Raw genomic sequence first — 13,129 nt, 5'->3', positions numbered from 1 at the left:
ATGTCGACCTTCAACACGCCGATCGATTGGGCGACCAGCAGCGCCGAACGCCAGACCGAGCTGCTGATGCGCCCGGCAATCGCCGCCTCCGACAGCATCACCCGCACGGTGAGCGAGATCCTCGACAACGTGAAGGCCAACGGCGATCGGGCGCTGCGCGACTACAGCGCCCGTTTCGACAAGGCGGAAGTCTCGGCGCTGCGCGTCAGCGCCGAGCAGATCGCCGCCGCCGCCGCGCGGTTGGGCGACGACATCAAACAGGCGATGGCGGTGGCCGTCGCCAACGTGGAAACCTTCCACAACGCGCAGCGACTGCCGCCGGTGGACGTCGAAACGCAACCGGGCGTGCGCTGTCAACAGGTGACCCGCCCTATCGACTCGGTGGGTCTGTATATTCCCGGCGGATCGGCGCCGCTGTTCTCCACCGTGCTGATGCTGGCGACGCCGGCGCGCATCGCCGGCTGCCGCCGGGTGGTGCTGTGCTCGCCGCCGCCGATCGCCGATGAGATCCTGTATGCGGCACAGCTGTGCGGCGTGCAGGAAGTGTTTCAGGTCGGGGGCGCGCAGGCGATCGCCGCCCTGGCGTTCGGCACCGAGAGCGTGCCGCGCGTGGCGAAGATCTTCGGACCGGGCAACGCCTTCGTGACCGAAGCCAAGCGGCAGGTCAGCCAGCGCCTCGACGGCGCGGCCATCGACATGCCTGCCGGCCCTTCGGAGGTGCTGGTGATCGCCGACGCCGGCGCCACCCCGGCATTCGTCGCTTCCGATCTGCTGTCGCAGGCCGAACACGGCCCGGATTCGCAGGTGATCCTGCTGACGCCGGACGCGGCGATGGCGCAGGCGGTGGCCGACGCGGTGGAAAGCCAGCTGGCCGAGCTGCCGCGCGCCGAGACCGCCCGTCAGGCGCTGGCGAGCAGCCGCCTGATCGTAGCGCGCGATCTGTCCGAGTGCGTGGCGATCAGCAACCGCTACGGCCCGGAGCACCTGATTATTCAGACCCGCAATGCGCGTGAACTGGTGGACGGCATCACCAGCGCCGGTTCGGTGTTCCTCGGCGACTGGTCGCCGGAGTCCGCCGGCGATTACGCCTCCGGCACCAACCACGTGCTGCCGACCTACGGCTACACCGCCACCTGCTCCAGCCTGGGACTGGCCGATTTTCAAAAACGCATGACGGTGCAGGAACTGACGCCGCAGGGCTTCAGCAACCTGGCCGCCACCATCGAGACGCTGGCTGCCGCCGAGCAGTTGATCGCCCACAAGAATGCCGTGACCCTGCGCGTCGCCGCCCTGAAGGAGCAAGCATGAGCATCGAAAAACTGGCGCGCGCCAACGTTCGCGAGCTGACCCCTTATCAATCGGCGCGCCGTCTCGGCGGCAAGGGCGACGTGTGGTTGAACGCCAACGAATACCCGATCGCGCCCGAGTTCCAGCTGACCGCGCAAACCTTCAACCGCTATCCGGAATGCCAGCCGGCGCAGGTGATCGAACGCTACGCCGCCTACGCCGGGGTGAAGAAAGAGCAGGTGCTGGTCAGCCGCGGCGCCGATGAAGGCATCGAGCTGCTGATCCGCGCCTTCTGCGAGCCGGGCAAAGACGCCATTCTGTTCTGCCCGCCGACCTACGGCATGTACGCCGTCAGCGCCGAAACCTTCGGCGTGGAGCGCCGCACCGTGGCCGCCAAAGAAGACTGGCAGCTGGATCTGCCGGCCATCGCGGACAGCCTGGACAACGTAAAGCTGATCTACGTCTGCAGCCCGAACAACCCAACCGGCAACCTGATCGATCCGGACGATCTACGCAGCCTGCTGGAGCTGGCCAAAGGCAAGGCGATCGTCGCGGTGGACGAAGCCTATATCGAGTTTTGCCCGCAGGCTTCGGTGGCCGGCTGGCTGAGTGACTACCCGCACCTGGCTATTCTGCGCACGCTGTCGAAGGCCTTTGCGCTGGCCGGCCTGCGCTGCGGCTTTACGCTCGCCAATGAAGATCTGATTGCCCTGCTGCTGAAGGTGATCGCGCCTTACCCGCTCTCGACGCCGGTGGCGGATATCGCCGCGCAGGCGCTGAGCGAAGAAGGTATCCGCACCATGCGCCAGCGCGTCACCGACATCGCAGCCACCCGCAGCTGGCTGCAGCAACAGTTGGAGAAATGCGCCTGCGTCGAGCAGGTTTTCGCCAGCGACAGCAATTACCTGCTGGCCCGCTTCACCGCCTCAAGTAATGTGTTTAAAAGCTTGTGGGATCAGGGCATTATCTTACGAGACCAAAACAAACAGCCCGGGTTGTCCGGCTGCCTGCGCATCACCATAGGCACCCGCGACGAATGTCAACGCGTGGTGGACGCCTTGTCCGCCCTGCCCGGCGCCAACCAGACTCGCCAGGAGCCAATGTGAGCCAAAAAATCCTCTTTATCGATCGTGACGGCACGCTGATCGCCGAGCCACCGGAAGATTTCCAGGTTGACCGCCTGGACAAGCTGGCGCTCGAGCCAGACGTGATCCCTTCCCTGCTGGCGCTGCAACAGGCGGGGTATCAGCTGGTGATGATCACCAATCAGGATGGGCTCGGCACCGCCAGTTTCCCGCAGGAAACCTTCGATCCGCCGCACAACCTGATGATGCAGATCCTCAGCTCCCAGGGCATTCAGTTCACCGATGTGCTGATCTGCCCGCACCTGCCGGCGGACAACTGCGACTGCCGCAAGCCGAAAACCGCGCTGGTGAAGGGCTACCTGGAACCCGGCGTGCTCGATACCGCACACAGCTACGTGATCGGCGATCGGCCGACCGATGTGCAGCTGGCGGAAAACATGGGCATCCAGGGGCTGCGTTACCGGCGCGGCGTGCTGGGTTGGAAAGAGATCGTGCGCCAGCTGACCCTGCGTGACCGTCACGCGCGGGTTAACCGCGTGACCAAAGAGACGCAGATCGACGTCAACGTGTGGCTGGATCGCGAAGGCGGCAGCAAAATCAAAACCGGCGTCGGCTTCTTCGACCACATGCTGGATCAGATCGCCACCCACGGCGGTTTCCGCATGGAGATCGACGTCAAAGGCGACCTGTATATCGACGATCACCACACGGTAGAGGACACCGGCCTGGCGTTGGGTGAAGCCCTGAACAAGGCGTTGGGCGACAAACGCGGCATCGCCCGCTTCGGCTTCGTGCTGCCGATGGACGAATGTCTGGCGCGCTGTGCGCTGGATATCTCCGGCCGCCCGCACCTGGAGTACAAGGCCGAGTTCAACTATCAGCGCGTCGGCGATCTCAGCACCGAAATGGTCGAGCACTTCTTCCGTTCGCTCTCTTACACCATGGGCTGCACGCTGCACCTGAAGACCAAGGGCAAAAACGACCACCACCGGGTCGAGAGCCTGTTCAAAGTGTTTGGCCGCACGCTGCGCCAGGCGATCCGCGTCGAGGGCAATACCCTGCCGAGTTCGAAAGGAGTGCTGTGATGAACGTGGTGATTTTGGATACCGGCTGCGCCAACCTGGCCTCCGTCACCTACGCGGTGCGGCGCCTGGGCTATCAGCCGGAGGTGAGCCGCGATCCGGAGATCGTGCTGCGCGCCGACAAGCTGTTCCTGCCGGGCGTCGGCACCGCGCAGGCGGCGATGGATCAGCTGCGCGAGCGCGATTTGATCGAACTGATCAGGGCCTGCACGCAGCCGGTGCTGGGCATTTGCCTCGGCATGCAGCTGCTGGCGGCCAGCAGCGAAGAGAACGGCGGTGTGACCACGCTCGGCCTCATCGATACGCCGGTGAAGCAGATGACCGACTTCGGCCTGCCGCTGCCGCACATGGGCTGGAACCAGGTGTCCGCGCAGGCGGGCCACCATCTGTTCCGCGGCATCGATGACGGCGCCTACTTCTATTTCGTACACAGCTATGCGATGCCGATATGCCCCAGCACCATCGCCCAGGCGAACTACGGCGAGCCCTTCACCGCCGCCGTGCAAAAAGACAATTTCTTCGGCGTGCAGTTTCATCCAGAACGATCTGGAGCGGCCGGCGCGCAACTGTTGAAAAACTTTCTGGAGATGTAGGCAGCATGATTATTCCGGCTTTGGATTTGATCGACGGCAACGTGGTGCGTTTGCATCAGGGCGATTACGGCCAGCAGCGCGACTACGGCAACGATCCGCTGCTGCGTCTGCAGGACTATCAACAACAGGGCGCGCAGGTGCTGCATCTGGTCGATCTGACCGGCGCCAAGGATCCGGCGGCGCGCCAGATCCCGCTGCTGCGCAAGCTGCTGGCGGGGGTTGACGTGCCGGTGCAGGTCGGCGGCGGCATCCGCAACGAACAAGACGTCAGCGCCCTGCTGGAGGCCGGCGCCACGCGCGTGGTGATCGGCTCCACCGCGGTGAAACAGCCGCAGTTGGTGCAGAGTTGGTTCGAGCGCTACGGCGCCGACGCGCTGGTGCTGGCGCTGGACGTGCGCATCGACGCACAGGGCGTAAAACGCGTGGCCATCAGCGGCTGGCAGGAAGATTCCGACGCCACGCTGGAACAGGTGGTGGAGCAGTTCCTGCCCTACGGGCTCAAGCACGTGCTGTGCACCGATATTTCGCGCGACGGCACGCTGGCCGGTTCCAACGTGGCGCTGTATCAGGCGATCTGCCGCCGTTATCCGCAGGTGGCCTTCCAGGCCTCGGGCGGCATCGGCAATCTGGACGACATCGCCCAGCTGCGCGGCAGCGGCGTTGCCGGCGTGATCGTGGGGCGCGCCCTGCTGGAAGGTAAATTTAGCGTTGAGGAGGCGATCGCATGCTGGCAAAACGGATAATCCCGTGCCTGGATGTTAAAGACGGGCAAGTGGTGAAAGGCGTGCAGTTCCGCAACCACGAAATCATCGGCGACATCGTGCCGCTGGCGCAGCGCTATGCGCAAGAAGGCGCGGACGAGCTGGTGTTTTACGATATCACCGCCTCGAGCGATGGCCGGGTGGTGGACAAAAGCTGGGTGTCGCGCGTGGCGGAGGTGATTGATATTCCGTTCTGCGTCGCCGGCGGCATTAAAAGCGCCGAGGACGCCAGCCAGATCCTGTCTTTCGGCGCCGATAAGATTTCGATCAACTCGCCGGCGCTGGCCGATCCTGAGCTGATTAGCCGCCTGGCTGAACGCTTTGGCGTGCAGTGCATCGTGGTGGGCATCGACACCTGGTTCGACAGTGAAACCGGCAAGTATCACGTCAACCAATATACCGGCGACGAGAGCCGCACCCGAATCACCCAGTGGGAAACCCTCGACTGGGTGCAGGAAGTGCAGCGCCGCGGCGCCGGTGAGATCGTGCTGAACATGATGAACCAGGACGGCGTGCGCAACGGTTACGATCTGCAGCAGCTGCGCCGGGTGCGCGAGGCCTGCAAGGTGCCGCTGATCGCCTCCGGCGGCGCGGGCACCATGGCGCACTTCCTGGAAGCGTTCCGCGATGCGGACGTCGACGGCGCGCTGGCGGCATCGGTGTTCCACAAACAAATCATCAATATCGGCGAACTGAAAAGGTTCCTGGTTGAACAAGGCGTGGAGATTCGCGTGTGCTGACAGAACAACAGAGAAACCAGCTGGACTGGGAAAAAACCGACGGCCTGATGCCGGCCATCGTACAGCACGCCGTTTCCGGCGAAGTGCTGATGCTGGGTTACATGACGCCGGAAGCGCTGGCGACCACCGAGCAGAGCGGCAACGTCACCTTCTTCTCGCGCACCAAGCAGCGCCTGTGGACCAAGGGTGAAAGCTCCGGCCACTTCCTCAAGGTGGTCAGCATCACGCCGGACTGCGATAACGACACGCTGCTGATATTGGCCACCCCGATCGGCCCGACCTGCCACCTCGGCAACAGCAGTTGCTTCCACCCGGCCGCCAGCGACTGGACGTTCCTCTATCAGTTGGAACAGCTGTTGGCGGAGCGCAAGCACGCCAGCCCGGACAGCTCGTACACCGCCAGCCTGTACGCCAGCGGCACCAAGCGCATCGCGCAGAAGGTCGGGGAGGAAGGCGTGGAAACCGCGCTGGCCGCCACGGTCAACGATCGCGAAGAGCTGACCAACGAAGCTTCGGACCTGATCTATCACCTGCTGGTGCTGCTGCAGGACCAGGATTTGGATATGAGCGCGGTGATCGGCCGGCTGCGCGAGCGGCATAGGAAATAAAATCGCGATATAATGCCATAACATCACTCACTTAACATTTTTTGCCATAAAAAAACCGGCAATAAATATCATGACTTGACATTTATTGCCGGCAAATTGAACCCTAAATTAATATGATTAGATGTATTTCTTCCAGAATTTCTTCCTATTTATGCGCCGATAACCTTCTTTCCAATAGCTCTGTTCAAACATTTCGTAATACTTATTTCCCTGAAGCAAACGATCTTTCAGATTTAACTTTTTCGCCAAAGCAATACGCCCACTATTAGCCCCTGCAGCCTCAGAGTGAGTGATACCAACTAAGACGTCCAACTGGTGACTGCTTGGTTCAGAAACAAGCGTAAAGAAAGGTTCAGACAACAAACGACTGCTCATAGCCTCTGCCGGTACGACCGCAAGAATGGAAGAGACATATTCAAAGAAGGACAAAATACCCTTTTGTAAAAGCTGCGCCTTTTTTAGGTATTCCAATTCTTCGTCACCGACAATTTCTTTTACAGGCTGCGTTTTACCATTAATTTTCTCATAGCCCTTAGTCGAACCCGTGTTGTCTGCCATAGCAAACTCCAACAGTTCTACCCCACCAGAGAGAATCAAGTCATGATGACTTCTTGGTTCGCCATAATTGGTCAACCAACCTTTCATATCATTATAATATGATTTGTTATCCTTAGCCCCTTCAAAAGTCGCTAGATATAGCCCACTTATTTTCTTATCTGCCCATACGTCACCTAGAGCACGACTAAATACAGATTGAATGTTGCCCATCCAACCAATATCAACTAACGCAACTGACTTATAGTCACCCACTGCTTCTCTGAAGTAATCTGAGAATTCATCTCGACACTTCTTATTTTGCAATAATGCATGCGTGAACAACTTATTAATCAGCCAGTGAACTCTATCGCGCTCGTGATGACTCGGAACATAATTTTCGTCTGGGAAACCAACATCGTGAATATCAGAAAGATGGTTTTCAGCATTTAATCCAATAACAGAAAGAATGCTTTTTATACTTTTCCTATTCTTACCCCCAAAAAGATGCCAAATACGATGCATGGGCCAGTCAGTCATTCCCATTTTGTAAGTCGAGGCACGGGAAAGATAAACATATTGATAGTCAAATTGACGATCTTTATTGTAGAAATTCAGGAAAATATCGCGAATTAAATGTGCATCACGAGCTAAAAACAAGAGTTTTTCAACATTTAGTTTTTTTGCCGTAGCGTAGATCCAAGATGTATAGCCCAACATCAATGGGCCAAAAATTTTGAAACCAATCTCAGTAAGCGGGTCATCAGCGAAAAATTGCTTTGCTTGGATATTCGTTACAGAGAGATTAATAGACTCGCCGATAACATCCTTAATCTGCCAATGCCGCGAAACACCACCATCATATTGTGACCAATCAGCATGTAATCCATCAATCGAATGACACTTCGCCATTTCAATATCAGAATGCTTATTATCACCAATATGCAACCAACGTTTTCCTGTTAGCCCAAGTTTTTCTCTAACCCTAGGGTATAATTTCCCCGAGTGTTTAGATACGCCCTCCTCGCCTGATGAGAAAATAGCCACATCATCAAGATCTTTATAACCAGAGTTTTCCAGCAGTTCGCGCAACACTTTAGATGGTAAATACATATCGCTTATAACGATAATCTTACACCCTGCTGCCCTAGCTTGATCAAAAATGGTTTCCGCAGCAGAACTTTTAAAAAGGACGGCTTTCTCCATCTCTATTTCTAAAGCAATCAATATGTCAATTATATTACTGGGTAATGCGGGAACCCTCTCTCTTACTTGATCATAGATATCCGAAATCAAAATCTCAGGCTCACCGCCGTACAGTTCAACCTTATTTTTTCTAGCTTTTTCCTCTGCTTTTTCTCGGATAACAGAAAAATTATCGACTAGTTCAGGCCATGCAACATATTTATTATCATACGACAAATTAGCCTGAATCAGCGAAAACAAATCCTTAGGCCGTGCAATTTTTCGACTTAAAAGCGTATCAAAAATGTCGAAACTAACAAAATCGTAATTATTAAAATTCATAGTTCCCTCTACTGAGCAGGAATCATTTATTGATCTACGAGGCGTGAAATTTTGTTATCAATCGAGGTTACTCGATGAAAAATAGCCTCATTAAAGATGAAACTAGAAATAAACCGACATGTGTAGTCATCGGAAGCATTTCTAGCCATGCTATTTAGAATAATTTTAGATGAAAAAGCATAGTCTTCTGCATGAATAATACTATAGTTACCCAGATTGAAATCATCTTCCCTACGAAAGTGATAGAAAGATAACGATTCAGGAATGAACCAAACATCATTTCTGCTCATAAATGATATTAAGAACACCCAGAAAAATGCCGGTTCTAGAATATTATAGGACTTAACATCATGCATAAATGCACTATATTCAAAGATGCATGATGATATAGGAATACTGTTCCTATAATACAATGCATCGATGCAAACTGGCCCCGCAGAAAAATAATGATTCCACGGCTCTGTTTTATCTATTTTTATTCTATTGCCTTCAGCTATTTCAGAAACCCTATTTACATGGCATGCCACAGCACCAATGGATGGGTATTTATCTTTACTTTTTTCAAAAATAGAAAGGCAGCGTGTTAAATATTCAGGAGCCCAAGTATCATCATCGTCAAGAAAACATACATACTCAAATTGGATGCTGTGTAGTTTATTAATAAGTTCATCCTGGGAGGCTACAACATTAACATTGTCACACCCAGAAATTAAAACCAAGTCCTCAATGTCAGACGATATGTTAAATTTACTCATCATGACAAAAACTTCATATTTTTTATATGATTGATTCTTCACGGACTCAAGGGCTCGTAAAAGCAAGCGCTTCCTAGTCTCGTGGTGTCTCAAAATAATAGCAACTGAGCCTTTCATATTTCCTCTATGAATACTATTCAGGCAAATGAATCAATATTGACTTATATTAACTACTATAATAATTTTTTATTTTCTGAAAAATATAGAAATCAGAAATCAAAACTTATGACAGTAAAGCCGGACATAGTCCGGCTATTTAGTGTAATGAATTTATTCCATCCATTCGGTATGGAACACGCCTTCCTTGTCGATACGTTTATAGGTGTGCGCACCGAAGTAGTCGCGCTGCGCCTGGATCAGGTTCGCCGGCAGCACCGCGGAGCGGTAGCTGTCGTAGTAGGCGATCGCAGCAGAGAAGGTCGGCGTAGGAATACCGTTCTGCACGGCGTAAGCCACCACGTCACGCAGCGCCTGCTGGTACTCGTCGGCGATTTGCTTGAAGTATGGCGCCAACAGCAGGTTGGCGATATCGGCGTCCGCCGCGTAAGCGTCGGTGATCTTCTGCAGGAACTGGGCGCGGATGATGCAGCCGGCGCGGAAGATCTTGGCGATTTCGCCGTAGTGCAGATCCCAGTTGTTTTCTTTAGACGCGGCTTTCAGCTGAGAGAAGCCCTGCGCGTATGACACGATCTTGCCCAAATACAGCGCGCGACGCACTTTCTCGATGAACTCAGCTTTGTCGCCGGTGAACGGCGCCACTTTCGGGCCGGTCAGCACTTTAGACGCGGCAACGCGCTGGTCTTTCAGCGAGGACAGGTAGCGTGCGAACACCGACTCGGTGATCAGCGACAGCGGTTCGCCCAGATCCAGCGAGCTCTGGCTGGTCCACTTGCCGGTGCCTTTGTTGGCGGCTTCGTCCAGGATCACATCGACCAGGTATTTACCCTCTTCGTCTTTCTTGGTGAAGATATCTTTGGTGATGTCGATCAGGTAGCTGTTCAGTTCGCCCTTGTTCCACTCGGCGAAGGTTTCGGCCAACTGCTCGTTGCTCAGGTTCAGCGCCTGCTTCAGCAGAGAATAGGCTTCGGCAATCAGCTGCATGTCGCCGTATTCGATGCCGTTGTGCACCATCTTCACATAGTGGCCGGCACCGTCAGCACCGATATAGGTCACGCAAGGCTCGCCTTCCGCAACCGCAGCGATTTTCTCCAAGATTGGCGCCACCAGCTCGTAAGCTTCTTTCTGGCCACCAGGCATGATGGAAGGCCCTTTAAGCGCGCCCTCTTCACCGCCGGAAACGCCAGTGCCGATGAAGTTGAAGCCCTGGTCGGACAGTTCACGATTACGACGAATGGTGTCCTGATAGTAGGTGTTGCCACCGTCGATCAGAATATCGCCCTTGTCCAGGTGCGGAGTCAACGAGGCAATGGTTTTATCCGTTGCTTCGCCCGCTTTCACCATCAGCAGGATGCGGCGCGGTTTTTCCAGCGATTCGACAAACTCTTCAACGGTGTAATACGGCGCCAGATTCTTGCCCGGGTTCTCAGCGATCACTTCGTCAGTTTTGTCGCCAGAACGATTGAAAATGGAAACGGTGTAACCACGGCTCTCGATGTTCAGCGCGAGGTTGCGGCCCATTACCGCCATGCCGACAACGCCGATTTGTTGCTTGGACATTTAGGAACTCCTGTCTGAGGATGACCCTGCCAGCAACGTCGGCCAGCAGGTTTTGTGATGTGGCACACATGTTAACTCAGGATTGAGCCGGGTGGGTAGTGATTGGTGCGATAGGCTTTGCAACAGATTACAAAGCGTTAAAAATTGTACAGCTGCGCCAATAACAGCTGCTTAGCCTGTTGAATTTGTTCCAGACCCTGTTGGCGGTCGCCACGCGAAAATGACAATAAGATAGCCCGTAACTCTTCCTGGTTGATATCCGGTCGAATCATTGGCCAGTCTGACATGCGTTGCAGACTGGAGAACTTGTTGTCGTAGTAATCGGACCACGAAAGCGCGACCCCTGGAATGCCAAGGCTGGCTGCGATAACCTGAAAATGGAAACGCGAGCTGATACAAAAATCATGTGACGCAAATTTCAAGCCATCATGCCAAACCTGCTCAAATGACACAAACTCAGCCTGGGGGAAAAACTCGAGGATTTGACGGAAGAAAACACCATCTGAGCCAGGGCGAAACTCATAAAACTTGATTATCGCGTTCGGATGCTTTTCCAGGAATAGCGCTGTTGTTTGCCCCAACAACCCCAATAAACTCTCAGTGAGAACATCATCTTCCGATAACTCGGTATGAATGCACAGGTGTAAAGTGAACTGCTCATTCTCAGCAATGTATCCTACAGGATAAGACGAAAAAGCAAAATAATCGTCTCCTGTAAAACCGAGCGCTGGCAGTTCAAACGGCGCTAAAACGTCGTAGCTCGCCTGATCCCGGACATCAAACTGGTCAAACTGGCGAATATAAGGTGCTAGTTGCTCGGCCTTTTCAGAAGAGAGCGGCTGCAATCCCAGCCCTGTAGCATAACAAGCGAGCTGGTATTTTTGGGCAAAATAGGCAACCACTTCAATTAGCCGCGAGTTGGCACCCCAGAGCTCATTGATGTATCCCCCACCCAGTAGATGAATACTTTCGGCGGAGATAAATGCCTTGGACATCAAACGCTCACGAAACGGTAGCGTGTAAGGATCGGCAAGCTTTTCTTCCAAAGAGCCATCATTGCCCAATGCTTGAACCAATCGCCACAGATAATCCACGCATCGCACTCCGGGAAATAACCGTGAAGCAACGACGGCGTCAACTGCATCCAGATAAATGGTGCAGCCCGGGAACCGCCGTTGCAATTCAGTGACCCAAAATCGCGTCAGCATATCATCGCCAAAATTAGGCATACCTGCAGCCGACACTAAATAGAATACTTTCACTGGCGGAACCGGAACGTCCTTTTCACATTTTCTCGTCCATAGCTTCGCGAAGAAAGTCAAAATACCCCCTAAAATCAATACGTTCCATTAGCAATGGCGCGTTGATAGAGTTTCAACGTGTCATCGATAACTAATGATGAGGCGAATTTGCTTTCGATGCGCTCTCGGCTGCGCACACCCATCTCGACACGCTTGGTAGGGCTGGTGAGCAGCTGTTCCAACTTCTCTGCCAAGACTTCGATATTGCGCATCTCAACCAAGCTGCCGGTATATTCATCAATAATCAGACTTTGGCACCCGCCCACGTCGTAAGCGATGCAAGCACGCCCAACCGAGGACGCTTCAAGCAAAATACGCGGGATGCCTTCCGAATACGTAGAAGGCAGAGCGACAACGTTAGAGGCCTCAATCAGACTGTAAACATCGCTGCAGCGGCCCAGCCAGTTAATAAGCCCTTGCTGGTGCCATTCTTCTATTTGCGACAGCGGGATGGCATCTGGATCGTCAACAATCGAAATCCCAGCCACATTAAGCACAAAATCCACACCTTTACTCGCCAACCGTTTTTTCACCTCAACCAGATCGCCCAATCCTTTGCTCCACAGCAAACGGCTGGCGAACAAGACGACCGGTTTTTCGCGGTTGATTTCTAGCGAGTAGTGATAAATATCGGGGTTAATGCCAGCACCATCGATCACAACCGTTTGGCTTTTTTTCGCTTCAGTCAGTGCCAGAAGTCGATCGCGGTCGTGTTCATGCTCAAAGGCCAGCAAGCATTTTTTGTTCTTAAAGATATGATTGTACGAATGTAACGTCAGATAACGAATGACGTTCATTGACAATTTATCCTCCATAAAGACGCGCCCAAGCCCGACAAAGCCGAGAATAATCGGCTTGTTGTAAAAACGCGCAAAGAACCCGCCCATCAAGCAAGGTTTGATAGTGATGCAATGCAGTACGTCAGGGTTGATTTTTTTGAGTAACGTCCAAACTTTGGCCAGCGAACCAAAGAAGTTAATCGGATTGATAGACAATTCAGATACAGATGAGTCATGGCAGATAAAACCCTTATCCGCCAGCTTTTGCTGAATGTCGTCGCCCACAAAGTGACTAACAACGTGGATCTCATAGCCTGCGGCCTGAGCCGCCAGCGCTCTTTCAACCCAGTGCAGTTCAAAGTACCAATCTGAGTTGATAAAATAACAAATCTTTTTCATT

General features: G+C 53.9%; 12 protein-coding genes. 7 read left to right on the top strand and 5 right to left on the bottom strand.

The genetic code is table 11. The features are described from left to right. From hisD to hisIE, 7 genes are read left to right on the top strand one after another with little or no spacing between them, the layout of a single operon-like run. The gene (gene hisD, locus J0F90_RS07955; protein ID WP_033640853.1) at positions 1 to 1,308 is read left to right on the top strand and encodes a histidinol dehydrogenase; all 1,308 of its coding nucleotides are present in this window, start codon (positions 1 to 3) and stop codon (positions 1,306 to 1,308) included. Continuing rightward, complete coding sequence (hisC, locus tag J0F90_RS07950; protein WP_033640854.1) at positions 1,305 to 2,393, top strand: histidinol-phosphate transaminase; 1,089 nt, start codon at positions 1,305 to 1,307, stop codon at positions 2,391 to 2,393. Before hisD ends, hisC begins: the two co-directional genes overlap by 4 nt. Further along, positions 2,390 to 3,457 (top strand): bifunctional histidinol-phosphatase/imidazoleglycerol-phosphate dehydratase HisB, encoded by a 1,068-nt coding sequence (gene hisB / locus J0F90_RS07945; RefSeq protein WP_033640855.1) that lies wholly within the window; start codon positions 2,390 to 2,392, stop codon positions 3,455 to 3,457. The genes hisC and hisB overlap by 4 nt, the downstream gene beginning before the upstream one ends. After that, positions 3,457 to 4,047, top strand: coding sequence for an imidazole glycerol phosphate synthase subunit HisH (gene hisH, locus J0F90_RS07940; protein WP_004938803.1), 591 nt, complete (start codon positions 3,457 to 3,459; stop codon positions 4,045 to 4,047). Before hisB ends, hisH begins: the two co-directional genes overlap by 1 nt. 5 nt (positions 4,048 to 4,052) lie before the next feature. Further along, a complete protein-coding gene (gene hisA / locus J0F90_RS07935) occupies positions 4,053 to 4,790 on the top strand; it encodes a 1-(5-phosphoribosyl)-5-[(5-phosphoribosylamino)methylideneamino]imidazole-4-carboxamide isomerase (RefSeq protein ID WP_033640856.1) in 738 nt (245 codons plus the stop codon). Next, positions 4,772 to 5,548 (top strand): imidazole glycerol phosphate synthase subunit HisF, encoded by a 777-nt coding sequence (gene hisF / locus J0F90_RS07930; protein ID WP_016928406.1) that lies wholly within the window; start codon positions 4,772 to 4,774, stop codon positions 5,546 to 5,548. The genes hisA and hisF overlap by 19 nt, the downstream gene beginning before the upstream one ends. Further along, the gene (hisIE, locus tag J0F90_RS07925; protein ID WP_033640857.1) at positions 5,542 to 6,156 is read left to right on the top strand and encodes a bifunctional phosphoribosyl-AMP cyclohydrolase/phosphoribosyl-ATP diphosphatase HisIE; all 615 of its coding nucleotides are present in this window, start codon (positions 5,542 to 5,544) and stop codon (positions 6,154 to 6,156) included. The genes hisF and hisIE overlap by 7 nt, the downstream gene beginning before the upstream one ends. Positions 6,157 to 6,273: 117 nt before the next feature. On the opposite strand, the gene J0F90_RS07920 is transcribed toward hisIE, so the two are convergent. From J0F90_RS07920 to J0F90_RS07900, 5 genes are all read right to left on the bottom strand, one after another. Then, complete coding sequence (locus J0F90_RS07920) at positions 6,274 to 8,217, bottom strand: HAD-IA family hydrolase (RefSeq protein WP_033640858.1); 1,944 nt, start codon at positions 8,215 to 8,217, stop codon at positions 6,274 to 6,276. 26 nt (positions 8,218 to 8,243) lie between these two features. Beyond that, entirely contained in the window at positions 8,244 to 9,089 is an 846-nt protein-coding gene (locus J0F90_RS07915) for a glycosyltransferase family 2 protein (protein ID WP_072009678.1), read from the bottom strand. A 153-nt stretch (positions 9,090 to 9,242) separates the two neighbouring features. Further along, positions 9,243 to 10,649: an NADP-dependent phosphogluconate dehydrogenase gene (gndA, locus tag J0F90_RS07910; protein ID WP_004938815.1), complete on the bottom strand. Its 1,407-nt coding sequence runs from the start codon at positions 10,647 to 10,649 to the stop codon at positions 9,243 to 9,245. A 137-nt stretch (positions 10,650 to 10,786) separates the two neighbouring features. Then, positions 10,787 to 11,911: a polysaccharide pyruvyl transferase family protein gene (locus J0F90_RS07905; protein ID WP_126186425.1), complete on the bottom strand. Its 1,125-nt coding sequence runs from the start codon at positions 11,909 to 11,911 to the stop codon at positions 10,787 to 10,789. Between the two features lie 74 nt (positions 11,912 to 11,985). Then, entirely contained in the window at positions 11,986 to 13,128 is a 1,143-nt protein-coding gene (locus J0F90_RS07900; protein ID WP_033640860.1) for a glycosyltransferase family 4 protein, read from the bottom strand. Between the last annotated feature and the right edge of the window lies 1 nt (position 13,129).

The sequence above is a fragment of the Serratia marcescens subsp. marcescens ATCC 13880 genome, from assembly GCF_017299535.1.
Taxonomy (GTDB): Bacteria; Pseudomonadota; Gammaproteobacteria; order Enterobacterales; family Enterobacteriaceae; genus Serratia; species Serratia marcescens.
This window is presented reverse-complemented; position numbering and strand designations above follow the sequence as displayed.

Coding starts and splice junctions, on each gene's coding strand:
- hisD (WP_033640853.1), top strand. CDS start 1: ATGTCGACCTTCAACACGCCGATCGATTGGGCGACCAGCAGCGCCGAA.
- hisC (WP_033640854.1), top strand. CDS start 1,305: ATGAGCATCGAAAAACTGGCGCGCGCCAACGTTCGCGAGCTGACCCCT.
- hisH (WP_004938803.1), top strand. CDS start 3,457: ATGAACGTGGTGATTTTGGATACCGGCTGCGCCAACCTGGCCTCCGTC.
- hisA (WP_033640856.1), top strand. CDS start 4,053: ATGATTATTCCGGCTTTGGATTTGATCGACGGCAACGTGGTGCGTTTG.
- hisF (WP_016928406.1), top strand. CDS start 4,772: ATGCTGGCAAAACGGATAATCCCGTGCCTGGATGTTAAAGACGGGCAA.
- J0F90_RS07920 (WP_033640858.1), bottom strand. CDS start 8,217: ATGAATTTTAATAATTACGATTTTGTTAGTTTCGACATTTTTGATACG.
- J0F90_RS07915 (WP_072009678.1), bottom strand. CDS start 9,089: ATGAAAGGCTCAGTTGCTATTATTTTGAGACACCACGAGACTAGGAAG.
- gndA (WP_004938815.1), bottom strand. CDS start 10,649: ATGTCCAAGCAACAAATCGGCGTTGTCGGCATGGCGGTAATGGGCCGC.
- J0F90_RS07900 (WP_033640860.1), bottom strand. CDS start 13,128: ATGAAAAAGATTTGTTATTTTATCAACTCAGATTGGTACTTTGAACTG.